General features: G+C 66.6%; 23 protein-coding genes and 2 pseudogenes. 7 read left to right on the top strand and 18 right to left on the bottom strand.

What is annotated here, in order from left to right; all coding sequences use genetic code 11:
- Window positions 1–21: 21 nt before the first annotated feature.
- From U5A82_RS20035 to msrB, 3 genes are read left to right on the top strand one after another with little or no spacing between them, the layout of a single operon-like run.
- Window positions 22–1,035: an ABC transporter ATP-binding protein gene (locus tag U5A82_RS20035; RefSeq protein ID WP_442802222.1), complete on the top strand. Its 1,014-nt coding sequence runs from the start codon at window positions 22–24 to the stop codon at window positions 1,033–1,035.
- The gene (locus tag U5A82_RS20030; protein ID WP_326292607.1) at window positions 1,032–2,225 is read left to right on the top strand and encodes an ABC transporter permease; all 1,194 of its coding nucleotides are present in this window, start codon (window positions 1,032–1,034) and stop codon (window positions 2,223–2,225) included. The genes U5A82_RS20035 and U5A82_RS20030 overlap by 4 nt, the downstream gene beginning before the upstream one ends.
- A gap of 18 nt (window positions 2,226–2,243) precedes the next feature.
- Window positions 2,244–2,720 (top strand): peptide-methionine (R)-S-oxide reductase MsrB, encoded by a 477-nt coding sequence (gene msrB, locus U5A82_RS20025; protein ID WP_326292606.1) that lies wholly within the window; start codon window positions 2,244–2,246, stop codon window positions 2,718–2,720.
- Here the strand turns inward: msrB and U5A82_RS20020 are convergent.
- The 10 genes and pseudogenes from U5A82_RS20020 to htpX all read right to left on the bottom strand — a co-directional run bounded on the left by U5A82_RS20020 (window position 2,707) and on the right by htpX (window position 14,430).
- The gene (locus U5A82_RS20020) at window positions 2,707–4,464 is read right to left on the bottom strand and encodes a hypothetical protein (protein ID WP_326292605.1); all 1,758 of its coding nucleotides are present in this window, start codon (window positions 4,462–4,464) and stop codon (window positions 2,707–2,709) included. The two genes, msrB and U5A82_RS20020, sit on opposite strands and share 14 nt — an antisense overlap.
- Entirely contained in the window at window positions 4,442–4,840 is a 399-nt protein-coding gene (locus U5A82_RS20015) for a GtrA family protein (RefSeq protein WP_326292604.1), read from the bottom strand. Before U5A82_RS20015 ends, U5A82_RS20020 begins: the two co-directional genes overlap by 23 nt.
- Window positions 4,841–4,845: 5 nt before the next feature.
- Complete coding sequence (locus U5A82_RS20010) at window positions 4,846–6,369, bottom strand: NAD(P)/FAD-dependent oxidoreductase (RefSeq protein ID WP_326292603.1); 1,524 nt, start codon at window positions 6,367–6,369, stop codon at window positions 4,846–4,848.
- 154 nt (window positions 6,370–6,523) lie between these two features.
- Complete coding sequence (locus tag U5A82_RS20005) at window positions 6,524–6,856, bottom strand: UrcA family protein (RefSeq protein WP_326292602.1); 333 nt, start codon at window positions 6,854–6,856, stop codon at window positions 6,524–6,526.
- A 177-nt stretch (window positions 6,857–7,033) separates the two neighbouring features.
- Window positions 7,034–8,623 (bottom strand): bifunctional phosphoribosylaminoimidazolecarboxamide formyltransferase/IMP cyclohydrolase, encoded by a 1,590-nt coding sequence (gene purH, locus U5A82_RS20000; protein ID WP_326292601.1) that lies wholly within the window; start codon window positions 8,621–8,623, stop codon window positions 7,034–7,036.
- 462 nt (window positions 8,624–9,085) lie between these two features.
- Window positions 9,086–10,851 (bottom strand): annotated as a pseudogene (locus U5A82_RS19995) (heparinase II/III family protein).
- Window positions 10,848–11,510: a ribulose-phosphate 3-epimerase gene (gene rpe, locus U5A82_RS19990; RefSeq protein ID WP_326292600.1), complete on the bottom strand. Its 663-nt coding sequence runs from the start codon at window positions 11,508–11,510 to the stop codon at window positions 10,848–10,850. Before rpe ends, U5A82_RS19995 begins: the two are co-directional and overlap by 4 nt.
- Window positions 11,511–11,599: 89 nt before the next feature.
- Window positions 11,600–12,091, bottom strand: coding sequence for a diguanylate cyclase (locus tag U5A82_RS19985; RefSeq protein ID WP_326292599.1), 492 nt, complete (start codon window positions 12,089–12,091; stop codon window positions 11,600–11,602).
- 51 nt (window positions 12,092–12,142) lie between these two features.
- Window positions 12,143–13,433: pseudogene (locus tag U5A82_RS19980) on the bottom strand (RsmB/NOP family class I SAM-dependent RNA methyltransferase).
- A gap of 67 nt (window positions 13,434–13,500) precedes the next feature.
- Window positions 13,501–14,430, bottom strand: coding sequence for a zinc metalloprotease HtpX (gene htpX / locus U5A82_RS19975; RefSeq protein WP_326292598.1), 930 nt, complete (start codon window positions 14,428–14,430; stop codon window positions 13,501–13,503).
- A gap of 90 nt (window positions 14,431–14,520) precedes the next feature.
- Here htpX and U5A82_RS19970 point away from each other — a divergent pair, with 90 nt between their 5' ends.
- The 3 genes from U5A82_RS19970 (at window position 14,521) to U5A82_RS19960 (ending at window position 16,258) form a co-directional block, all read left to right on the top strand.
- The gene (locus U5A82_RS19970; protein WP_326292597.1) at window positions 14,521–14,694 is read left to right on the top strand and encodes a DUF1674 domain-containing protein; all 174 of its coding nucleotides are present in this window, start codon (window positions 14,521–14,523) and stop codon (window positions 14,692–14,694) included.
- 169 nt (window positions 14,695–14,863) lie between these two features.
- Window positions 14,864–15,301, top strand: coding sequence for a hypothetical protein (locus U5A82_RS19965; RefSeq protein ID WP_326292596.1), 438 nt, complete (start codon window positions 14,864–14,866; stop codon window positions 15,299–15,301).
- Window positions 15,302–15,331: 30 nt separating this feature from the next.
- Window positions 15,332–16,258, top strand: a complete 927-nt coding sequence (locus tag U5A82_RS19960; RefSeq protein WP_326292595.1) for a UTP--glucose-1-phosphate uridylyltransferase — start codon at window positions 15,332–15,334, stop codon at window positions 16,256–16,258.
- A 62-nt stretch (window positions 16,259–16,320) separates the two neighbouring features.
- On the opposite strand, the gene U5A82_RS19955 is transcribed toward U5A82_RS19960, so the two are convergent.
- The 6 genes from U5A82_RS19955 to U5A82_RS19930 form a co-directional block, all read right to left on the bottom strand.
- On the bottom strand, window positions 16,321–16,494 hold the full coding sequence (locus tag U5A82_RS19955) for a hypothetical protein (RefSeq protein ID WP_326292594.1): 174 nt from the start codon (window positions 16,492–16,494) through the stop codon (window positions 16,321–16,323).
- 91 nt (window positions 16,495–16,585) lie between these two features.
- Complete coding sequence (gene ssb / locus U5A82_RS19950) at window positions 16,586–17,161, bottom strand: single-stranded DNA-binding protein (RefSeq protein ID WP_326292593.1); 576 nt, start codon at window positions 17,159–17,161, stop codon at window positions 16,586–16,588.
- 64 nt (window positions 17,162–17,225) lie between these two features.
- A complete protein-coding gene (gene feoB, locus U5A82_RS19945; protein WP_326292592.1) occupies window positions 17,226–19,079 on the bottom strand; it encodes a ferrous iron transporter B in 1,854 nt (617 codons plus the stop codon).
- A complete protein-coding gene (locus tag U5A82_RS19940; RefSeq protein ID WP_326293009.1) occupies window positions 19,076–19,345 on the bottom strand; it encodes a FeoA family protein in 270 nt (89 codons plus the stop codon). Before U5A82_RS19940 ends, feoB begins: the two co-directional genes overlap by 4 nt.
- A 104-nt stretch (window positions 19,346–19,449) precedes the next feature.
- On the bottom strand, window positions 19,450–20,106 hold the full coding sequence (locus tag U5A82_RS19935; protein ID WP_326292591.1) for a COQ9 family protein: 657 nt from the start codon (window positions 20,104–20,106) through the stop codon (window positions 19,450–19,452).
- A gap of 10 nt (window positions 20,107–20,116) precedes the next feature.
- Complete coding sequence (locus tag U5A82_RS19930) at window positions 20,117–20,998, bottom strand: DMT family transporter (RefSeq protein ID WP_326292590.1); 882 nt, start codon at window positions 20,996–20,998, stop codon at window positions 20,117–20,119.
- Between the two features lie 69 nt (window positions 20,999–21,067).
- On the opposite strand from U5A82_RS19930, the gene U5A82_RS19925 reads away from it, so the two are divergent.
- Entirely contained in the window at window positions 21,068–22,159 is a 1,092-nt protein-coding gene (locus tag U5A82_RS19925; protein WP_326292589.1) for an alkene reductase, read from the top strand.
- A 122-nt stretch (window positions 22,160–22,281) separates the two neighbouring features.
- Here the strand turns inward: U5A82_RS19925 and ribH are convergent, their stop codons facing one another.
- Window positions 22,282–22,704, bottom strand: coding sequence for a 6,7-dimethyl-8-ribityllumazine synthase (ribH, locus tag U5A82_RS19920; RefSeq protein ID WP_169572860.1), 423 nt, complete (start codon window positions 22,702–22,704; stop codon window positions 22,282–22,284).
- Window positions 22,705–22,716: 12 nt separating this feature from the next.
- Window positions 22,717–24,000 carry a 3,4-dihydroxy-2-butanone-4-phosphate synthase gene (ribB, locus tag U5A82_RS19915; RefSeq protein WP_326292588.1) on the bottom strand — a complete coding sequence of 428 codons (1,284 nt, stop codon included), beginning with the start codon at window positions 23,998–24,000 and terminating at the stop codon, window positions 22,717–22,719.
- Window positions 24,001–24,048 lie beyond the last annotated feature (48 nt).

The raw sequence follows: 24,048 nt of genomic DNA, 5'->3' as shown, positions 1-24,048 counted from the left end.
GGTCCAGACTATCAGGACGGGATGATCGGCGACACCCCGGCTCCACCCCCTGTTTCAGCGCCCGTTCCAGCGCCACTTCCAGCGCCCTTCCCGGCGGCGTCCCATGCCATCGAAGGGCAGGGGCTTGTCAAGACGTTCGGCAGTTTCCGCGCGGTCGACGGCATCGACATCGCCGTGCCCGCGGGCACCATCTATGGCGTGCTCGGCCCCAATGGCGCGGGCAAGACCACGCTGCTGCGCACGCTACTGGGCATCATCGACCCGGACGAGGGGCGGCGGACGCTGCTGGGCGAGGCGCAACCGCTGCGCATGGCGCGGCAGGTGGGCTATCTGCCCGAGGAACGCGGCCTCTATCCCTCGATGAAGGCGTTTGAGGCCATCGCCTTCATGGGGGCGCTGCGCGGCCTGCCGCTCAGGCAAGGGCGGGAGCGCGCGCGGGCCTTGCTGGAGGGGCATGGCATGGGCGCGGCGGCCGACAAGCCGATCCGCCAATTGTCCAAGGGCATGGCCCAGACCGTCCAGCTGTTCGGCACCATCATCCACGAACCCCGGCTGATCGTGCTGGACGAACCCTTTTCCGGCCTGGACGCGATCAACCAGGAAAAGCTGGAGGCGCTGATCAGGCAGCAGGCGCGTCAGGGCGTGACCATCGTCTTTTCCACCCATGTCATCGCCCATGCCGAACGTTTGTGCGAACGCATCGCCATCGTCGCGGGCGGTCGCATCCGGTTCGAGGGGACGCCTGCTCAGGCGCGCGACCGGCTGCGCCCGCAGGTGCGGTTGCGCACCCGGATCAGCGACGGCGCGTGGCGGCGCGCCTTGCCCGCCGATACGGTCGCCAATGACGGCACATGGCATTTCGATCTGCCCGACGAAGGCATAGAGCCGCTGCTGCGCGCGCTGCTGGACGGGCAGGCGGGGATCGAGAGCCTGTCGATCGAACGGCCCGGCCTGCACGACGCCTTCGTGGCGATCGCGGGCGCGGCCGCCGCGCAGCAGATGCAGGGGCAGCCTGCGCCGGAGGAGGCGGCATGATGGAATTGTGGCGCGCCGCGCTGGTCATCGCCCGGCGGGATTTCACCGCCGTCGTGCTGTCGCGCACCTTCATCCTCTTCCTGCTGGGGCCGTTGCTGCCGATCCTGATCGGCATGGCGTTCGGGGGGCTGGGCGACAAGATTTCCAGCACCGACCTGCGCCCGGTCGTCGGCGTGGCGATGTCCGCGCGCGATGCCGCCGCGCTGGAGCGGGCGCATGACCGACTGACCCGGCGCATGGGCGACCAGGCGCTGCCGAGGCTGCGCCGGGTGGCGTCTACCCCCAGCCCGCGTGTGCAGCTGGCGCACCCCGATTCCGCCGTCGTGGCGATCTTGTCGGGCTCGATCGCCCGTCCGGTGCTGACCGGCAAGGCGGAGGATCTGGACAAGTTGCAGGGGGATATCAGCCTGCTCTCCACCGCCGCCATGGCCGAACGCACGTTGCAGTTCGTGACCGTCGAACGGCAGGAAGTGGCGACCAGCCTGGGCGCGCAGGCGCAGGCGCGGTTGCTGATCGGGCGTGTGGCGCAGGTGGTGATGTTCTTCCTCACCATATTGCTGGCGGGCATGATCCTGTCCAATCTGGTCGAGGAAAAGACCAACAAGATCATCGAAATCCTGGCCGCCGCAGTGCCGATCGACGCGATTTTCCTGGGCAAGCTGATGGCGATGCTGGCGATGAGCTTTGTCGGCATCACCTTCTGGGGCGGCACGGCCTTCGCGATCTTCCTGGCGCTGCACGACGGCAGCAGCAGCGCCTTGCCCGCGCCCGCGGTGGGCTGGCCGTTCTTTCTGATGCTGGCGGTGCTCTATTTCGGCATGGCCTATACGCTGCTCGGCTCGCTGTTCCTGGGGATCGGCGCGCAGGCGGCGACGGTGCGCGAAGTGCAGACATTGAATATGCCGATCACCATGGGGCAGATGCTGATCTTCTTCTTCGCCAGCTATGCCGTCGATCATATGGGATCGCCCGCCGAACTGGGCGCCTGCATCTTTCCGTTCAGCTCCCCCTTCGCGATGATCGCGCGGGCGGCGCAGGACGGGGCGATCTGGCCGCATCTGGTCGCATTGCTGTGGCAGGGGGCGTTCGTGGCGCTCATCATCCGCGTGGGCGTGTTGCTGTTCCGGCGGCATGTCATGCAGTCGGGCGGCAGTTGGTGGAAAAACCTGTTCAGGCCTGCGACAGGCTGATGAGGCTAAAGGGAAGCGATGGATAGACGGCATTTCCTGGGTGGCGTCACGACCGGCGCGGTGGCTCTGGCCCTCTGGCAGTTTCTGCCCGAACCCGCGCAGGCGGCCTATCCCTTTACGCTCAGCGACGCGGAATGGAAAAAGCGGCTCAGCCCCTGGGCCTATAAGGTGCTGCGCCAGCAGGCGACTGAATTTGCCGGCAGCAGCCCGCTCAACAATGAACATCGCGCGGGCGTGTTCGCCTGCGCCGGGTGCGCGCAGCCCTTGTTCAGTTTCAAGACCAAGTTCGACAGCGGAACCGGCTGGCCCAGCTTCTGGGCGCCCCTGCCCAAGGCCGTGGGCACCAGCCGCGACCTGGGGCTGGGCGAAGTGCGGACCGAAGTCCATTGCGCCCGCTGCGGCGGTCATCTGGGGCATGTGTTCGACGATGGGCCAAGGCCGACCGGCAAACGCTACTGCATGAACGGCGTGGCGATGAAGTTCATTCCCGCCTGATCCGCCAAATGCGCAGCGGCCCCTTGCCCGGCAGCGGTTCCAGCCAGTCCGGGACCGTTCCCTTCGCCAGCAGCGCGGCCAGCCCGACGCGATTTTCGCGGCCATAGAGGCGATATTCGGTCAGCCCGTCGCAGGTGACGACATAGGCGGCGCCGGTGCGCGCTATGACGGCGCGGGCCGTGTCCGGCGCGTCGACGAAGCCCGCGATCACCGCCGTGATGCCCGCGGCGTTGCGATGATGCGCCGTGCCGATCACTGCATGGCGGGTCTGCACCAATATGTCCGGCCCCATGTCCAGCGGGGCGAACAGCGTGGCGGGCGGTAGCGCCCGCAATGGTGCCAGCACGTGGGCGGCGCGGCAGTTGGCGCTGGCGGCTTTGGCCGGTTCCGTTCGCGCCGTCCCCGCCACCCAGACCGCGGACAGCCCGGCCGGGGTCAGCAGCACCAGCGCGACCGATCCGAAGATCCGCACCGGCGCGGCGCGCGAGGCCTGAACCCGAACGAACAGCCGCGCCAGCAGCCAGGCGATGCCCGGCAGCGCAAAGACATGGGCGACCGACAGCGCGCGCATCACCAGCATCGCCAACAGCGTCGATCCGGCCAGCAGCAGCGCAAGCACCAGCCAGCGCGTCCGCGCTTCGCCCTGATGGGCGCGCGCCGCCATCAGGCTGGTGCAGAGGCCTAGGAGCGGCGGCAACAGGATCACGCCCCGCAGTTCCAGGCTCTGTTCCCAGATCGGCCGTCCTTCCATCACCTGGAGATACCAGAGCTTATAGGCCAGCGGCCCCAGCGCGGTGAAGGGATCGCCCGACAGGCATGGCCCGCCGGTGACAAGGAAGGTCGTCAACGCCGCCCCGCCGCCGATAGCGGCGATCAGGAAACGGCGTCCGCCCGTCGCGGTGCCGATAAATCGGGCCGCGCCGCCCGTCGCTAGGGCCAGCGCGACCAGCGGCCAGAGATAGACGAAGGACAGGGCGTCGCACTGGCGCGCCAGCAAGGCGTCGGGACCATGCAGCAGGGCGAGCAGCACCAGCGCGGCGCCGCCCAGCACAGTCGCAAAGGCGATGAACCGTCCCGCCTGATCCCGCGCCATCCAGTGGCGCAGCGCGAAGGTGGCGGCGAACAGTGCGGCATAGGGCAGCGCCTCGCTCGAAATCTGGAGCCAGATGGCGAGCGCCAGCCCCGCAACGATCCCGCCCCGCACCGCCCGCGCATCGAGCGCGCCGCACAGCGCCAGCGCTGCCATAGCGATCTGCCAACCATGATGGTCGATCCGCAACGGCGTGAACTGCACCAATATGCTGGGGTTGGTCAGCAGCAGGGCGACGCTGAGTAGGGCGATGCCGCTGCCCGCCACGCGCCGTGCCGCGACGAGCAGCGCGGCGGTGAGGCCGCCCAGCAGCAGCAGCGGGACGGTGACGCAGGCGATGATATCCGCCCCCGCCGCGCCGATCATCGGCCGCAGCAGCAGGATGAGCGCGGCGATCGGCATGTCCACGATCCGCGACCAATGCATCGGGCCGCCGACCGGCGGATTCACCCGATGCTGGCTGACGTCCCAAAAGGCCTGCCCGCCGATCCAGTCGCGGACCTGCGCCAGCCGCATCGCATCGTCGGGATCGCGAAAGGCCAGCGCGGAAAAATCACCCCGGAACAGCCACAGCATCGCCAGGCTGCACACCAGCCACAGCAGCGCCGCCCACATGGCTGCGCGTGGCACGTCAGGCGCGCGCAAAGATGCCATATTTGCGGATCGCATAGACGGATAGGAAGCTGACCGGCACCGACAACAGCTTCGCGATCGCCGGGGCCATGCCAACGGCGCTGAGCAGCGTGACCAGCGCCAATGTGATGCCCATGCCGACCGCCGCGCTGACCACGAAGCCCAGGCGCTGGGCATGGGTCGGCCCATTTTGCAGGTCGAAGACGAAGCGGGTGCTGATGACCCAATGGACAACAAGGCCTATGGCATAGCCGCCCAGCGTCGCGATCGCCGGGGACGCGCCGCCATGGTCGAGCGTCAGGAATAGGCTGAGATCGCTCGCCAGCGCGCAGATGCTCGCCAGCAGATAACGGGCGAACATCAGCCGCGCCAACAGCGCGCCGATGGTCTTCGCCATGGCGGTCAGGCGGCCTTCAACCGGGAGGGCACGGCGCGGACGCTGGCAAGGGCCGCCTGCGCGTCGGCGTCCTGGCCTTCCTCGCCTGCCTCATGATATTCGGCATCCTCGTTGACGCTCCACACGTCGTGGATGCGCGCGCCCGCGACGATGTTGCGCACGGTCAGCATCGCCGTCATCATCGCATGGTCCTGATTATTGTAACGGTGCATGCCGTTGCGGCCGACCATGTGCAGCGTGGGATAGCGCGCTTCCAACTCGCTGCGCATCGCCAGCACATTGGCGGCATAGTCGTCGTCATAGACCGGATAAGCCTTTTCCTGCCGCACCACCGCGCCGCCCACGACGTCTTCGGGGTTGCACAGGCCCAACTGCGCCATCTCGCGCGTGGCGAGCGCGATCAGGTCGGCGTCGGACGCGGACCAGAGGCCGTCCCCCTCGAAACAGAAATATTCCAGCCCCACGCAGGCGAGCGAAGGATCTGGCACCATTTCGGGCGACCAGCTGCGGAAATTCTGGATGCGGCCGACCTGTACCTTGCTGTCGTGGATATAGATCCAGTTGTCGGGGAAGATATCCTCGCCCTTCACCATCAGCGCCACGGTCATGAAGTCGCGATATTTGAGGTCCATCGCCTGGGGCAGCGTGTCGGGCAGGGGATGGATGCGCCCCGCCAGTTCGCGCATCGGCGCAGATGAAATCACATGGGTGGCGGTGATGGCGACGTCGCCTTGCGGGCCGGTGGCGATCAGGCGCCATGCGCCGTTCGCCTTGTCCTCCTCCAGCCGCTTGAAGCTGTGCGCCATCAGCACATTGTTGCCGCCAGCGACCACCTTGTCGCGCGCGGCCTCCCACATCATGCCGGGGCCAAGGCGCGGATAGCGGAAGGTTTCCAGCAGCGTCTTGGTCGCCATGCCGTCATTGGGCTTTTTGTTGAGGCCGAGCGAGCGTTTGAGGCCATCGACCACCGCGCTCCACAGCGACAGGCCCTTGATCCGCTGCGCCGCCCAGTCCGCCGACATTTCGTTGCAGGGCATGCCCCAGACTTTTTCGGTGTAGGTCTTGAAGAAGATGGAGAAGAGTTTGTGGCCGAAGGCGTTGACGGTCCAGTCCTGGAAGGAGCGGACGTTGCGGTTCGGCAGCAGCCTGGCCTTGGCGAAGCTTGCCATGCACAGCGTCGAGCGCCAGATGCCGAGGTTCCACAGGGCCTCGAACGCGCGCAGGGGATAGCTGTAATATTTGCCCTCATAATAGATGCGGCTCATCCGCGGGCGCTGGATGAAGTCGTCTGGCAGTATCTCGTTCCACAGGTCCACGACCTGCTGCGACTTGGAAAAGAAGCGATGCCCGCCAATGTCGAATCGAAAACCGTCCAGTTCCACCGTGCGGCTGATGCCGCCGACATAGACCGGGTCTTTTTCGATCACCGTGACGTTCAGCCCCTGCTTGGTCAGCAGATAGGCGGCCGTCAGACCCGCCGGGCCAGCGCCGATGATGGCGACATCCACATGTCGGTCGGTACGCGGCATGGCAGGCTATTCCCCCGGAAGATCGTTCGTGCCTGCCGGAGTGCAGGAAATCCTCTAAGGAGTGGTTAACGGGCGGTAAGCATGACGAAGGGCCGCGCCACGGCTGTGGAGCGACCCTTCGATACGCATCTTTGTGCGGGACGGCCGGATGCCGTCAGCTCATCCGCTGCGCCAGTGTGTTGAGGTCGCTGCGTGCGCCCTCGATCGCGCTGCCGAAGCAATTGCGGTAATCGTCGGTCACGGGCAGGACCGATCCGTTGACGAAGCCGCACACCTGCTTGGCGGCGCGGGTCACGCGCGAATCGGCGCGGCGCATGCCGTTGGTGCTGGCAAGGTTGAGATCGGCCACCGACACCGCAATGGCGCGGGTTTCGGTGCCGGCATGGCCGTCGACGATCACGTTCATGTCGTTGCTACCGGCGCTCGCGACGCCCGGCAGCGCAAGGGTCATGGCGGCGGCCATCGCCACCCACGTTTTCTTGGTCATCCTGTATCTCCTGTCGAACATTGTTCTGATTGTCTGCCCCGCGTCTGACGTGGAAACAGGGTCCCGCTCTAAATAAGCGCACAGGCTGTTGTTGAAAAGAGGCCAGTTGACAAAAATTGGCTGAAAAGCGTTATTTTGCGGGTGCGAAGGGATCAGCTTCGCACCCGCATCACGTCATCAGTGCCGGAAGTGGCGCATGCCGGTAAAGACCATCGCCAGGCCCGCTTCGTCGGCGGCGGCGATCACGTCTTCGTCGCGGATCGATCCGCCCGGCTGGATCACCGCCGTGGCGCCCGCTTCCACCGCCGCCAGCAGCCCGTCGGCGAAGGGGAAGAAAGCATCGGAAGCGACGGCCGAGCCGATCGTGCGGGGGGTGGCCCAGCCCGCCTTTTCAGCCGCGTCCTTCGCCTTCCACGCGGCGATGCGCGCCGATTCCAGACGGTTCATCTGGCCTGCGCCGACGCCCGCGGTGCTGCCATCCTTGGCATAGACGATCGCGTTCGACTTCACATGCTTGGCCACGGTCCAGGCGAACAGGCAGTCCTTGAGTTCCTGCTCGGTCGGCGCGCGCTTGGTCACGACCTTCAACGCGTCTTGCGTCACCTGGCCATTGTCGCGGCTCTGGACCAGCAGGCCGCCCGCTATGCTCTTGATCTGCAAGCCGGGACGCGCCGGATCGGGCAGGTCGCCGGTCAGCAGCAGGCGCAGATTCTTCTTCTTCGCAAAAATCGCCCTGGCGTCGTCGTCTGCGTCGGGCGCGGCGACGACTTCGGTGAAGATGCCGCTGATCGCTTCGGCGGTGGGGCCGTCGAGCGGGCGGTTGACCGCGATGATGCCGCCGAAGGCCGACACGCTGTCGCAGGCGAGCGCGGCTTCATAGGCTTCGATCAGCGTTGCGCCGGTCGCCACGCCACAGGGGTTGGCGTGTTTGACGATGACGACGGTCGGCGGGCCGTCGCGAAATTCGCTGACCAGTTCCAGCGCGGCGTCGGCGTCGTTGTAATTATTGTAGGAGAGTTCCTTGCCCTGGATCTGGCTGGCCTGTGCGATGCCGTTGGCCGACGGGCTGGTGGGCAGATAGAGCGCAGCCGACTGGTGCGGGTTTTCGCCGTAGCGCAGCGTAGTGGAGAGCGTGCTTGCCACCGCGAGCGTTTCGGGGAAAGCGACGCCCTGATCGGCGAAGGCGAACCAGCTGGCGATCATCGAATCATAGGCGGCGGTGGCGGCATAGGCCTTGGCCGCCAGCATCCGGCGGAAGTCGTAGCTGGTCGCGCCGTTCTTTTCCGCCATCTCGGCGATCAGCCGGGCATAGTCGGCGGGGTCGGTCACGATCGCGACGCTCTCATGATTTTTCGCGGCGGAGCGGACCATGGACGGGCCGCCGATATCGATATTCTCGATGATCTCCGCGCGCTCCGCGCCCTTGGCGACGGTCGCGGCGAAGGGGTAGAGGTTGACGACCACCAGGTCGATCGCGCCGATCGCATGCTCGTCCATCGACGCGACATGCTCCGGATTGCCCCGCACGGCGAGCAGGCCGCCATGGACCTTGGGGTGCAGCGTCTTGACGCGGCCGTCCATCATTTCGGGAAAGCCGGTGAGGTCGGAAATATCCTTCACCTCAAGCCCGGCTTCGCGCAGCGCCTTCGCCGTGCCGCCGGTCGACACCAGTTCGACGCCATGCTGGCCCAGTGCCTGCCCCAGTTCGACGAGGCCCGCCTTGTCGGACACGGACAGAAGGGCGCGTTTGATGGGATAGTCGGTCATGAGGCGGGCGCTTTCTACAGGCGAAGGGCAGGACGGCTTTGCGCCAGCCCCATAGACGGGATGGCGCAAAAATACAGCCCCGTGCGCGCAGGCGGCACGACATCCCATGGCAGGGCGAAGTTCACACCGTTGTCGGGCAGAAGGGGGCGGTGGCGTCCGCAAAGCGCCTGCGACGCGCCGCCTGAGAGACGGTGCCGCAGAAAAGGCGGTATGGCTTGGAATGAAGCGCGGTTTCATGTCGCAGGGTAGAGCAGATGCAGCGCGAATAGGACAGGCGGTGGGGTGGCTGTCGATCGGACAGCGCCTCTTCTACTCCCCTCCCTTCTAGGGAGGGGCTGGGGGTGGGTGCGCCGCGCAAGCGGCGCTCTACTCTATGTTGGGCTGGAGTTCGCTGCGCTCACTACCCACCCCAACCCCTCCCTAAAAGGGAGGGGCTTAGGACCGCCATCACCCTTTTACCCGTCACCCGACGCGCTTGAAGATCCAGCCGATGCTCGACCCGCCGGGCAGCGCTTCGCCCGTCACCACCAGTTGCTTGGTCGGATGCGGGCGGCCGTCGGCGTCGACCCACAGGCTATCCTCGACGCTCAATACGCCCGCGCCGGTACGGAACTGCCAGAGTGCGCCCAGATCGATGCGCAGCAGCGCGCCCATATTGTCGGCGGTCAGCGTCGGCTCGACGCCGGGCGCCAGATGGAAGCGCAGCTGCACCGGCTGTTTGGCAGGCTTGCGGCGGCGTTCGGCCGGAGTCAGCATATCCTCGCCCCGGATTTCCTTGCCGTCGCCATTCATCATCAGCAGGCGGCGGTGGACATAGCCCATGCGCCGGACATAGCCGTCGTGGGAGAGGTCGAGGCGACTGCCATTGTCCAGCTCCTGCCGGTTCAGCTCGACTTCGGTCACGCCCTTGCCCAGCGTCCCGTCGGGCAGCAAGGCGGTCGAATTATTGTCGCTCAGCACCAATGTGCTGTGCGCGGCCGTGGTGCGCAGCCCCTGCGCCAGGTCGCGGGGTATCCATGCGCCCTCCAGCGCCGCGCCGCCGCAATTGACGACCAGGCGCAGCGGCCCGTCGCTGATCTCGATCGCGCCAGTGGAGGCGCACCCCGCTTCGGCGAGGCGTGCGACCGGTGGCGGGGCGGCGTCGATCTGCACCACGGTCGATCCGGCCGCGATCCGCTGATAGCCCCAGTCGCGCGCCTGCCGCAGCGGCCGGGCGCGCACCCGGCTGGCCGCGATCACCGCCGCGACGGTTTCCGGCGCGATCGCGCCTGCGCCCTGCCAGCTGCCAAGGCCGCCATCGCCATGCGTAAGCCCCAGCAGCGCCGGGACCGCGCGGGCAAGCCCTTCGGTCAGGCAGGCGGGGGAGGTTCGCGCCGCACGTCATAGACCGCGCGCAGCATGGACAGCAGCATCACCGCCTCCGTCTGCGCCAGCGGGGATCGCGACACGATGCCGCCATCGGGGTGGAAACCGCTGTCGATCGCCCGCTTGAGGCCCGCTTCGCCGAACAGCTTGCGCGGCCCCCCGCCCGGGATCAGCAGCGCGGCGGCGACGATCCCGCACCAGGCGACGAGCCGGGGCAGGCCCATCGGCGCCTTGTCGGCGCTGCGGTCCAGATGGCGCGCGGTCCGCGCGATGCAGTTGAGCACCAGCGAGCGATAGACCAGGTCGCTGGACGAGAGGATCAGCGGCGCATGGGCGGTCCAGAACAGCAGCCGCCAGCCCGCATTGTCCGCGCGCCACGCGGGTTCGCTGGGCGTTTCGGCATGGACGCTCAGCCATTTGCGCATCACGGTTTCGGCGATCGGCGCACCCTGTTCGCGCGACGCGGCGCTGGACAGGTCGCGCAACCAGCGAAAGCCGTGCAGATAGTCCGAGAAGGCGGGGCCGACCGATGGCCGGGCGAAATCGAGCGTGTCGATCGCCACCTTCTGCCCGCGCAACAGGAAATAGCCCGCGCGGATCGCCGCGCCGGCACGGGCGTCGCCCGCGATCTCGTCGTCGGGCACCGCCAGCAGCTTCAGGGGATATTTGCCGCGCAGCTTGCGCCCGTGGATCGGCGTCTTCCAGCTGAGCAGATAAAATTGGTTGGCAATCTTCTGCGCCAGCGACAGCCCCTTGTCATCCGCGACGCGGATGAGCCGCTTGCCCTGCTCTATGCCATCGTCGCCAGTCTCCGGGGCGGCGTCGGGCGTGGAGCGGGTCGGGATGCGCCGGGGGCCGTTCACCCGCCCCGCAGCTTCCGGATATTGTCGGCATAGGCTGGCTGGCCGCCGCGGAACGTGGCGGTGCCCGCCACCAGCACGTCGGCGCCCGCGTCGATCGCCTTGGGCGCGGTGGTGAAATCGATGCCGCCATCGACCTGGAGGTGGATGTCCCGGCCAGTCTTGTCGATCATCTTGCGGATCGATTCGATCTTGCGCAGCTGGTTCTCGATGAAGCTCTGCCCGCCGAAACCGGGGTTGACGCTCATCACCAGGATCAGGTCGACGTCGTCGATCAGATAGTCGAGCATCTTGGCCGGGGTGCCGGGATTCAGCACCACGCCCGCCTTCACGCCCAGCGACTTGATATGCTGGACGGTGCGGTGGATGTGCGGCCCGGCTTCGGGATGGACGGTGATGATGTCGGACCCGGCCGCCACGAAGGCTTCGAGATATTGATCGACCGGAGAGATCATCAGATGGACGTCGAAAATCTTGGTCGTATGTGGGCGCAGCGCCTTCACCACGGCCGGGCCGATGGTGATGTTGGGCACGAAATGGCCGTCCATGACATCGATATGCACCCAGTCGCAGCCTGCGGCGTCGATGGCGCGCACCTCTTCGCCCAGGCGGGCGAAGTCGGCGGAGAGGATGGAGGGCGAGATGAGAATGGAACGGGTCATTAACCGTTCGCCTTAATCGCGGCCGGGGGCGAGGGCAACGGAGATTTGCAGGCGAGTCGCGATCTTTGTCGATGACCCGCGCGACCGGGTCAGAGCATCACGAAAATCGTGGGGTCCAGCCGCCGGGAAGCGGGCGCGCCGCGCGGCAGCAACTGTTTGACGCCATGCAGGCCCACGACCGCGCCGTCATCGTCCAGCACCGGCGCGGCGATCAGCCGCATCGCGCACTGGCCCGCGCCGTCGATCTGGTTGATGTCGACGTCCAGGGTGAAGCCGCGCCGGTGCTGAATGGCATAGGCGCGCAGCCGCTCCATCGCGTCGCGCGACTCCGGCGCATAGAGCGAGACGGAGAGCGGCCGGGATATGTCGCTGTCCCGCTCCAGCCCGAATATGTCATAGACCCCTGCGGTCCAGCTGATGCTGTTATCGGTCAGGTCGCAATGCCACAGGCCCAGCCCCCGCTCGGCCAGCGCGGCGTCGTTGCGCGCGATGCTGGAATCGAGCAGGACCGGGGCGAGATGTTCGCGCAGATCGTAGAGCGGCCAGCTATGGTGCAGGGGAAGAGGCTCGATCGGACGCATAGGCCACCTTTCACGCGGGGAGAGCCTCTCTAAGTCCTTTATGGTTAAGGCTTAGTTCGCCCTTTTTGCAAGCCGCGCGATGAAGAAACCGTCGGCGCCGCCCTGCGCGGCCAGCGTGTCAGGCAGGGTGCGCAGCCAGCCCTGCTGCGTGGGGGCGATCCCGTCCGGCAGTTCGGCCGGTTCGGCGGGGATCAGCGCGAAGTCGGGCCGTGCGGCCAGGAAGCGGTCGACCTGATCCTCGCCCTCGGCGCGTTCCAGCGAACAGGTGGCGTAGATGATGCGGCCACCCGGCTTCAGCCAGTCGGCGGCGCGGGCCAGCAGTTCGCCCTGCAATTCGGCGAGTTCGGCGATCTGGCGCGGGCCGATGCGGTGCAGCACGTCGGGATGGCGGCGGTAGATGCCGGTCGCGGTGCAGGGCGCGTCGAGCAGGATCGCGTCGACCGGCGCGTCCGGCTGCCACTGGCGCAGGTCCGCCGCCAGCACATCGGCAGTCAGGGCGGTGCGCGCCAGATTTTCGCGCATGCGCTCCAGACGCTTCTTTGACTGGTCGATCGCGGTGACGCGCCAGCCCGCCGCCGCCAGTTGCATCGCCTTGCCGCCCGGCGCGGCGCACAGGTCCAGCACGTGGCGGCCCTCGCCCGGTCCCAACAGCCGCGCGGCGCAGGATGCGGCGACATCCTGCACCCACCAGGCCCCTTCGGCAAAGCCGGGCAGGGTCGGGATGGCCACGCTGTCGGGCAGTCGCACATGGCCCGGCGCGAAGGACGTGCCGTTTAGTTCAGCTGTCCACTTCGCTGTCTCATTAGGGTCGCGCAGGCTGATGTCGACCGGCGGCCGGATGGCATAGGCATGGGCGGCGGCCTGCGGCATCGCTTCGCCCCATTGCGCGCTCCAGCGTTCGGCGACTTGGGCAGGCAGGGTCGGGGGACGGGCAGCGTGGGTTCGCCGCGCGTCACCGTGCCGAATACGCCATGGACCAGCTTGCGCGGCCCGCCGTCGACCAGCGGCAACGCCGTGGCGATGGCGGCATGGGCCGGGGTGTCGAGCACCAGCGTCTGTATGAGCGCGATGCGCAGCACCATCCGCGCCTTCGCGTCGGGCGGCAGGATCTGTTGGGTCGCGCCGTCGATCAGCGCGTCGAGATCGGGCAGGTGGCGCAGCGTTTCGGCGGCGATGGCGTGGACCAGCGCGCGATCGGCGGGGGCAGGCCCTGCGCCGCGCCATGCAGCGCCAGTTCCAGCGGATCGCCCCGGCGCAGCACCGCATCGAGCAGTTTGAGCGCCGCGCGGCGGGCGGGAAGGCCGGGGACATCTTCGGGGCGGATTGCGGGTTTGCGGGCCATCGCCCGTCCCTAGGAGAAATTGGCCAAAAAGAAACCTCCGTTCGTGCGAGACGGCCGGGGGAGCGGTTCAGCCGCGCCCATGCGGGTCCAGCGCGCTGCGGCGGCGCTTTGGCGCGCTGACGGGCGAAAGCGCCGATGCGCGGGGCGCGGCCGTCATCATGGGCGCGCCCATGTCCGCCGCCATATCCTGCAAGGCGGCGATGCGCTTTTCGGTCGCGGGATGGGTGGAGAAGAGTTCGCTGACATGGGTCGGCACGATATAGAGCTGCGCGGTGGCCGGATTACGCTGCGCCACCGGATTGGGGATGCGCTCAGCCTGCCCCGCAATCTTTGCAAGGGCGGAGGCCAGCGCATGGGGATTGCCGCTGATTTCCGCCCCGGCGCGATCGGCGCCATATTCGCGGGTGCGGCTGATCGCCATCTGCACGATCATCGCGGCGAAGGGCGCGACGATCACCGCCATCAGGCTGGCGATCATATTGCCATGCCCCTCCCGATCGCCACCGCGAAAGAAGAGGCCGAAATTGGCCAGCATCGCAATCGCGCCCGCGATCGTGGCGACCATCGTCATGATGAGCGTATCGCGATGCTTCACATGGCCCAGTTCATGCGCCATCACGCCTGCCACCTCCTCGCGGCTCAGCATTGCCAGCAGGCCGCTGGTGGCGGCGACGGCGGCGTTTTCCGGATTGCGGCCGGTGGCGAAGGCGTTGGGCGCGTCCTGGTCGATGATATAGACGCGCGGCATCGGCAAGTGCGCGCGCTGCGCCAGGTCGCGGACCAGATTGTAGAAGTCGGGCGCGCTGTGCGCATCGACCTCCCGCGCGTCATGCATGCGAAGCACGATCTTGTCGGCGTTCCAGAAGGTGAAGAGGTTCATGCCCGCCGCCGCCAGCAGCGCGATGACGGCCCCGCCGCTGCCGCCCAGCGTATAGCCCAGCGCCATGAACAGCGCCGTCAGCGCCGCCAGCAGCATCGCTGTCTTCATCCCGTTCACTTGCACTTGCCTCCTTCGCGGCCCAGATAGCGGGTAATTCATGGAATATGGGGTGGATCGACCCCGTTCGCAAATCGAAAGGCCGCTTTCATGGGAACGTTCAACGGCAAACGCCCGGCGCATGTGAAGCCGCCCGCGCACCTGTCCAAAAGCCCGCCGGTGCCGCAGGGCGACGCGCCCGACGCGCCCTCGCGCCATCAGGAAGAGCTCAGCCCGGTGCGCTATGGCGACTGGGAACGAAAGGGAATCGCGATAGATTTCTGACCCTTCGCCCGCACGGCTCGCCGTCGATTATGCACGTCCCCCGATGATCCGTGCCCCTTGCGGGAGGAGCGATGACGGCATGTCTGGCCTTTTTTCCCGTTAACCGTGCAGGCTCGGCACGCTTAGGGAGTATCGGGGCGTGGGTGTGTATCTGGTTTCTGACATGAATATGAAGACGGTTTCGGACTATACGCCGGAAGATGCAGCGTTGCTGTGTGCGGTGGGCAGGCTGGTGTGCGCCTGGACCATGCTCGAACAAAGCCTGGAAACGAAGATATCGCAATTGCGCGAAGCCATGGGCGACGTGCGGACGGTGGGCGCGCGGACGCGGCCCAGCATGAACAAGCTGATGACCGAATTGCGCACGATGGTGGCGATGCGCGACCGGCGCAACGCCAGCGCCCTTACCGAAATTGCGGACATAGAACGGGCCATGCAGCGGATCGACCGTTTCCGCGGGCTGATCATCCAGGGCTTCCACCAGCCCGAACCGGGCGGCTTCACCTGTCGCGACGGGCGGAACAATTTGCAGCATATTGCGCTGGAGCATCTCGAGAGCGAGATCGCAGCCCTGGAAGTCGTGGCCAATCGCCTGCTCGCGGTCTGATCGCCGCGCGCGGCCCTTGACCTTTCTCGCATGTGCAGCGATCCAGTGGCCGGTCGCGCAAGCGAAAAGGGGATCCAGACTTTGACTAAGCCGATTCGTAAAGCCATTTTCCCTGTCGCGGGCCTCGGCACGCGCTTCCTGCCCGCGACGAAGGCGGTGCCCAAGGAATTGCTGCCCGTCGTCGACCGTCCGCTGATCCAATATGCCGTTGACGAAGCGCGCGAGGCGGGGATCGAGCAGATGATCTTCGTCACCGGGCGCGGCAAGGGCGCGATCGAGGATTATTTCGACATCGCCTATGAGGCGGAAGCCACCCAGCGCGAACGGGGGAAGGATCTGTCCGCGCTAGACGGCACGCGTCTTTCGCCCGGCCATGCCGTGTTCCTGCGCCAGCAGGAGCCGCTGGGCCTGGGCCATGCCATCTGGGTCGCCCGCGACATCATCGGCGACGAACCCTTCGCCATCCTGCTGCCCGACGAGTTCATGAAGGGGCAGAGTGGCAATGGCTGCATGAAGCAGATGGTCGACGCCTATGAAAAGGTGGGCGGCAATCTGGTCTGCGCACTGGAAATTCCGGCCGATCAGACGCCCAACTATGGCGTGATCGATCCGGGCGCGCGCGATGGCGCGCTGACGGAAGTGAAGGGGCTGGTCGAAAAGCCCGCGCCGGGCACGGCGCCGTCCAACCTGATCGTGCCGGGCCGCTATATTCTCCAGCCCGAAGTGATGAAGATCCTGGAAACGCAGGAAAAGGGCGCAGGCGGCGAGATCCAGTTGACCGACGCCATGGCGCAGATGATCGGGCAGCAGGCCTTCCATGGCGTCACGTTCGAGGGACGTCGCTTCGATTGCGGGTCCAAGGCCGGCTATATCGAGGCCAATCTGGCGCTGGCGCTGGAGCGCGAGGGGCTGGGCGACCATATCCGCGCTTTCGCGACGGAAGAACTAGCCCGCTGAAAGCAGGCAGTGCCCCGGCGAAGGCTGGGGTACGTGCCCAATTTCTTATGCAGCGACTGCTGTCAGAAGGCGGGTAGCAACCGCCCGATCAGCAGCGCGAGTCCCGACAGGGCGATGGCGCCGCCGATCGCCAGTTCGACGGGGTGAACGATCTGCCGAACCGGCACGGCGATGGCGTTTTCAAGCTTTGTCATGCGGATCGATATGGGCGCGCCGGTGCCCTTTGTCTCACGCATCGTCCCGTTCAGACGGACCGATCGGATCGATCAATAAAAGAGGCGGCCTCCATGGGAAGCCGCCTCTTGTGATTCATGCTGACAGGGCCGTTCAGAACGGTACTTCATCGTCCAGGTCGTTGTCGAAATTGGGGCTGCCCGCGCGGCTCGAACCGCCACCGGCGCCGCCCTGCGAACGACCGCCGCCAAAGCCGCCGCCGCTTGATCCGCCGCCTTGGCCGCCGCCGAAATCGTCATAGTCGCCGCCGCCAAAGCCGGACGATCCGCCCTGCCAGTCGCTGACGCCCTGCTGCGAACGGCCACCGCCGCCGCCCGGTGCGCCGTCCAGCATGGTCAGCACCGACCCCAGGCCCTGCAACACGACTTCGGTCGAATAGCGGTCGTTACCCGACTGGTCCTGCCATTTGCGGGTGCGCAGCTGGCCTTCGATATAGACCTTGCTGCCCTTGCGCAGGAAGCGTTCAGCCACGCCGACCAGCCCTTCGGAAAAGATCGCGACCGTATGCCATTCGGTGCGCTCTTTCTTTTCTCCGGTCATCCGGTCCTTCCAGCTTTCGGACGTCGCGATGCGCAGGTTGCATACCTTGCCGCCATTCTGGAAGCTCTTGACCTCCGGATCGGCGCCCAGATTGCCGACCAGAATGACCTTGTTGACAGACCCTGCCATGATTCCTCCGAAAGCTTATAAAGCGGCTCTTATAGACCCGCCACTTTCGCCGTCTAGGCGGAAGCTACCCCAAACCCATCGCGGTTGCGGTCCAGTAGGTGATGCCCGCCGCGACATAGGCCAGCGCGAACAGATAGCCGACCATGAATAGCGGCCATTTCCATCCGTTCGTCTCCCGCCGGGTCACGGCGATGGTGGAAATGCACTGCGGCGCGAACACGAACCAGGCGAGGAAGGCGAGCGCCGTCGCCAGACTCCACCGCCCGGCCAGCCTTTCGCCCAGCGTCCGGCTCAGCGCATCCTCGTCATCCCCCGCGTCGATCGCATAGACGGTGGCGATGGCAGACACGGCGACCTCGCGCGCGGCCATGGTCGGCAACAGCGCCAGCGAAATGTCGCGGTTGAACCCGATCGGCTCGACCAGCACGTTGATCCCGCCCGCGATCCGCCCGGCGATGCTGTACTCGCTTTGCTTCACGCCAGCGGGCGCATGGGGGAAACTGGCCAGCACCCACAATATGACATTGGTTAGCAGGATGATCGTGCCTGCGCGCTTCAGGAATATGACCCCGCGCTGCCACAGGCCGATCGCGATATCCTGCGGCCGGGGCCACTGATATTTGGGCATTTCCATCAGGAATCCGCTGCTCGTGCCCTTGGCCACCGTCAGCCGCAGCGCCCAGGCGGCCAGCATCGCGCCAACGATCCCGGCGACATAGAGCATGAACAGCACCAGCCCCTGCAAGCCGATCCCGCCGGCCACCTCGCGCGGGGGAATGAACGCAGCGATGATCAGGCCATAGACCGGCAGCCGCGCCGAACAGGTCATCAGCGGCGCAATCAATATGGTGGTCAGCCGGTCCTTGGGGTCGCTGATCGTACGCGTCGCCATGATGCCCGGCACCGCGCAGGCAAAGGAGGACAGCAGCGGAATGAACGCCCGCCCGGACAGGCCGACCCGCGCCATGATGCCGTCCATCATAAAGCCCGCCCGCGCCATATAGCCGGTTGCCTCCAGCATCAGGACGAAGAAGAACAGGATCAGGATCTGCGGCAGGAACACGATCACCGCGCCCACCCCGCCGACGACGCCCTGCAACAGGAAATCGTGCAGGATGCCCGGCGGCAGCAGCGCTGTCACTGCTTCGCCCAGCGCCGTCACCCATCCTTCCAGCATGTCGGCAGGCACAGCGGCCCAGGCGAACACCGCCTGGAACATGACGAACAACAAGCCCAGCAGCAGGATCAGCCCGAAAAAGGGATGCAGCGCCACCCGGTCCACCGCCGCCGTCAACCGGCGCGACGGCGTTTCCCGGACGATCGTGGCGCGCGCGATCCGCCCGGCATTGCGGCGCACCGCGTCGAAATCCTGCGGCTCGCCAGCACGCAACGGCACTGGCCCGGCGCCCAGAACGCCTTCCAGTTCGGTTTTCAGATGATCCAGCCCGCGCTTGCGCACCGCCACCGTCGGCACCACCGGCACGCCCAGTTCGCGCGCCAATATCGCTGCGTCCAGTTCCAGCCCGTCGCGCGTCGCCAGATCGACCATGTTGAGCGCCACGATGGTGGGCAGTCCCAGCGCGATCAGTTCCAGCGCGAACCGCAGATGATTATCCAGGTTCGCCGCATCGACCACGATCACCAGTGCGTCGGGCAGCTTTTCGCCATCCTGTTTGCCCAGCACGACATCGCGCGTCACTTGTTCATCGGGGCTGTTGGGGTTCAGGCTGTAGGTGCCGGGCAGGTCGACCAGTTCGATCGGGCGACCATCCGACAGGGCCAGCCGCCCCGCCTTGCGCTCCACGGTGACGCCGGGATAATTGCCCAGTTTCTGCCGCGCGCCGGTCAGCGCGTTGAACAGCGCGCTCTTCCCGGCATTGGGATTGCCGACCAGCGCGACCAGCGGCAGGGCGCTCATGCCGCCGCCTCCCGCCCGGATGGCTCCGGCCCGGTGCGGACGGTGACGGCGGCGGCATGGCTGCGCCGCATGGCGATGGTCATGCGGCCGATCCGGCAGGCGATCGGTCCCTTGAAGACGATGCCGCCGTGATGCAGCGCCTCGACGCTGGCCCCTTCGCACAGGCCGAATTCGCGCAGGCGCTGGCCCTCCGACGGGGTGATGGCCGCCCAGTCGATCAGGTCGACATAGGCGGGCTGGCGTAGCGGCAATTCGGTCAGGAGCAAGGAAAGGGGACTCACAGGCTGGTTTTGCGAGTGACTATCAATACCGGCTGGTTAACGCCACAAAAAACGCATTTCCGCGGGATCGCGGCGCCTACGCGTCAGCGTCAGATCGCGGGATAGCGCAGTCGTCCAATGAAGCGGGACAGGCTCAGCCGTTCACCGTCGCCCTTGAACCTCGCCTTCGCCTTTTCGAACTGCATCAGATTGTCGATCCGCCGGGCCAGGAAGGCGCGGCTATCGGTATGATTGTCGCTGTCGTCATCGACGAACACCAGCATCGTCGCCGCATAGATGGCGGTCAGCGTCATGCGCTTGCTATAATGGTTGAGGTCGGTCGCGCTGTCGCCCGCCGCGCGCCACATCGTATCGGCTGCGCGCCAGCCCAACCGGGCCGCGCGGGCCGCGTTGGTCGGCAGCGCCAGAATCGCGATGGCGCGGCGGAGCGCTTCCCGGTCGGGGGCGAGCAGCGTCAGCCGCGCCTCGATCAGGACGACGATCTTCCGTCGGATCGACAGCGCCGCCAGTGCCTCGACCGGCAATGCCTCGACCATGCGCGCGTCGATGCTGGCGAACCAGGCGTCGATCATGTCGACCGGTCCATCGGCAAAGGCGAGCGCGGCGATATCCGGATCGATGCCCTGTTCCGCCGCCGCCATCGCCACGGCCTGCGGCCGCCAGCCGTCGAACGCGGCGTGGCGCGGCAAGAGCGGCGCCAGCAGCGCGCGGATTTCGTCCAGGGTCAGGTCGGATGTCTCGGTCATGGCTCACTATCTAGGCCCGCGACGGCAGGCGCACAAGCACCAGCGCGGCCGCGACCGCCACCGTGCCGATCATATCGACGGGGCCAAGCCATTCGCCGAACAACAGCCAGCCCAGCACCGCCGCGACGGCGGGTTGCAGCAGCAGGCTGACCCCCAGCACCAGCGGTGAAAACCAGCCGATCGCATAGGTCAGCAACCCCTGTCCCACCAACTGGCTGGACAGGGCCAGGACGATCAGCGGCGTCCAGTCGCCCGGCATTACCCGTTCGTCCAGCGCGAGCGCGCATAGCAGCAGGGCAGGCGCGCTCACCACGCTCGACACCGCCAGCACCGACCAGCTGTCCAGCCGCCCGCGCGCCTTCTGCACGATCAGCAGATAGGCGGTGTAGAGGACGCCCGCGAGCAGGCAGAGCAGGTCCCCCTTCAGATTGCCGATCGACAGTTCGTAACTGCCCCCCATCATCACCAGCGCGCCCGCGCCTGCCAGCAGCAGCGCCGCCGCCTGCATGCCCTTGGGCTTCTGGCGCAGCACCAGCATGCCCCAGGCGGGCAGGAACAGCGCGCTCATATTGCCGAAGATCGTCGCATTGGCGACCTTGGTATAGAGGATGCCCAGATGCCAGGCCGCCAGGTCGGCGGCGAACACCAGCCCCGACAGGATCAGCGCCGTCCCTTCGCGGCGCGTCGGCGGCCTGCGTTTGAGGCCGGGCCACGCCAGCAGCAGCAGGAACGGCACGGCCAGCATCAACCGCCAGAAGGCCGCCGCCACCGGCCCGACATCGGACAGGCGCACCAGCACCGGTCCCAGCGGCAGGATCAGGTTCGCCAGCAGCAGCGCGGGAAAGGCCATGCGCGGGATAGGAATTGGCGCTGCGGGGGTTGAACTGGACATGGCGGCTCCCTAGCTCGCTTTGCGCATCAAGTCCCGTTGCAATATGCAACTTTTAATGACGGAGTTTCCATGCCCAGCCTGTTCGATCCCGTCCAGATCGGCGCCATCGATGCGCCCAACCGCATCCTGATGGCCCCGCTGACCCGTGGCCGCGCCACCCGCGATGTGCCCACCCCGATCATGGTGGACTATTATCGCCAGCGCGCTTCGGCCGGCCTCATCATCAGCGAAGCGACCGGCATTTCGCGGCAGGGGCTGGGCTGGCCCCATGCGCCGGGCATCTGGTCCGACGAACAGGTTGCCGCATGGCAGCCGGTGACGCAAGCGGTGCATGACGCGGGCGGGCGGATCATCGTCCAGCTCTGGCATATGGGCCGCCAGGTGCATAGCAGCGTGACCGGCGAGCAGCCCGTATCATCGAGCGCGACCGCCACGGCCGGCGACGCGCATACCTATGAGGGCAAGAAGCCGTTCGAGACGGCGCGCCCTCTGACGGTCGAGGAAATTACCGGCCTGATCGACACCTATGTCCGCGCCGCGCACAACGCCATCGCCGCCGGTTTCGACGGGATCCAGATCCATGCCGCTAACGGCTATCTGATCGACCAGTTCCTGCGCGACAACGCCAATTTCCGCACCGACATCTATGGCGGCAGCGTCGAAAACCGGGTGCGGTTACTCAAGGACGTGACGCAGGCGGTGGTCGACGCGATCGGCGCGGATCGCGTATCGGTGCGCCTGTCCCCCAATGGCGACAGCCAGGGCGTGGACGACAGCGATCCTGCCAGCCTCTTCGCCCATGCCGCCGCCGTGCTGGACGCCATCGGCATCGCCTCGCTCGAACTGCGGGAGCCGGGACCGGACGGTACGTTCGGCGCGACGGACGTGCCGCGCCAGTCGCCGCGCATCCGCCAGCATTTCAAGGGGCCGCTGATCCTGAACAGCGATTATGATGCGGCGCGGGCGCAGGCGGACCTGGACAGCGGGCTGGCCGATGCGATCAGCTTCGGTCGACCCTTCATGGCCAATCCCGATCTGGTGGAGCGCCTGCGCGAAGGGGCGTCGCTCAACGCCTTGCAGGCCATGCCGACCTGGTACGCGCCGGGCGAGAAGGGCTATACCGACTATCCCACGCTCGCGCAGGAAAAGGCAGACGCCTGACATAGCTGTTCCCCGGCGCAGGCCGGGGTCCAGTCCCATGCTTTAACCTGTTCCCCGGCTTACGGCCTTTCTGATCGCCTGCCTTGGCAGGCAGTCGAAGGGCCGGGGAACAGCCGCGGATTCTACATCCCGAACCGTTCGCGCAGCGCCAGCATCGCGATCGCCGCTTTCGCCGCTTCGCCGCCCTTGTCCTTTTCGGTCGGCTTGGCGCGGGTCAGCGCCTGCGCTTCATTTTCGACCGTCAGGATGCCATTGCCGATGGCGATGGCGTCCATGCTGAGCGCCATCAGGCCGCGGGCGCTTTCGTTCGACACCACTTCGAAATGATAGGTTTCGCCGCGGATCACCACGCCGATCGCGACGAAGCCGTCATAACGGCCGCTTTCCGCCGCCAGCGCGATCGCGCCGGGGATTTCCAGCGCGCCCGGCACCGTCACCACCTCATATTTGTGGCCCGCTTCATCCAGCGCGGCTTTCGCGCCTTCGATCAGCAGGTCGTTCAGATGGTCGTAGAAGCGGGCTTCCACGATGAGGAATTTTGCCATGATGCTTTGTCCTTACAGCTCGATCGGGCGCTGCCCAACCACGGCCAGGTCGTAGCCGTCAAGCGCGATCAGGCTGTGATGGCTGTTGGTCAGCAGGACCATGTCATGCACGCCCATGTCCGCCAGGATCTGCGCGCCCGCGCCATAGTTGCGCAATTCATCCATGCCCGCAGGCGCCAGGCCGGCATGGCTCTGCACGCAACGGCTGACGAAATCGCCATCCTCATTGCCGGTCAGGATCACGATCAGGCCCGATCCTTCGTTGCCGATGATCTCCATCGACTTGGCCAGCAGCCCGGACCGCGTACCCACCGCGCCATAGACATCGTCCAGCAGCGAGAGTTGATGCATGCGCACCAGAGTCGGCTGGTCGGGGACGACATGGCCTTTTTGCAGCACCAGCTGTTCCGCCTGGGTCGCGCGATTATAGAAGCTGATCGCCTTCCAGTCGCCGCCCCACTGGCTCTTGAAGGTGGTTTCGGCGCGGCGCTCGATCATATGGTCGTAGCGGCGGCGATAGGCGATCAGGTCGCGGATCGTGCCGATCTTCATCTTGTGCTTTTGCGCAAAGACGATCAGGTCGTCCAGGCGCGCCATCGTGCCGTCGTCCTTCATCACTTCGCAGATGACGCCCGACGGATTGAGGCCGGCCAGGCGCGCAACGTCCACCGCCGCTTCGGTATGGCCGGTGCGGACCAGCACGCCGCCGTCGCGCGCGATCAGCGGGAAGACATGGCCCGGCGTCACGATGTCGGCGCGGGTCTTCGACGCGTCGATCGCGACCGATACGGTGCGCGCGCGGTCGGCGGCGCTGATGCCGGTGTCGACGCCCTCGCGCGCCTCGATCGATACGGTGAAGGCGGTTTCGTGACGGGTGCCGTTGTTGCGGCTCATCAGGTCCAGGCCCAGCTGGTCGACCCGGTCCTTGGTCAGCGCCAGGCAGATCAGGCCACGGCCATGGGTCGCCATGAAATTGATCGCGTCGGGCGTCGCCATCTGCGCCGGGATGACCAGATCGCCTTCATTCTCGCGATCCTCGTCATCGACCAGGATGAACATGCGGCCGTTGCGCGCTTCGTTGATGATTTCCTCGGGGCTGGCGAGCGCGGTGCCGCCCTCCCGCTTCAGCAGATAGGATTCCAGCTTGCCCAGCGTGTCGGCGGTCGGGTTCCAGTCGCTTTCGCCCAGCTTCCGCAGCGAATTGGCGTGCAGGCCAGCGGCGCGCGCGAGGCCGGAGCGGGACATGCCGCCACCGGTGACGAGGTTGCGGACGGTATCGAGAAGCGCGGACGACATGAAAACGACTCCTTCCCAGGATCGGGCAGGCGTCAAATATCACATTAC

Origin of the sequence: Sphingobium sp. CR2-8, from assembly GCF_035818615.1 — a bacterium.
In the GTDB taxonomy this organism is placed as follows: Bacteria; Pseudomonadota; Alphaproteobacteria; order Sphingomonadales; family Sphingomonadaceae; genus Sphingobium.
This window is presented reverse-complemented; position numbering and strand designations above follow the sequence as displayed.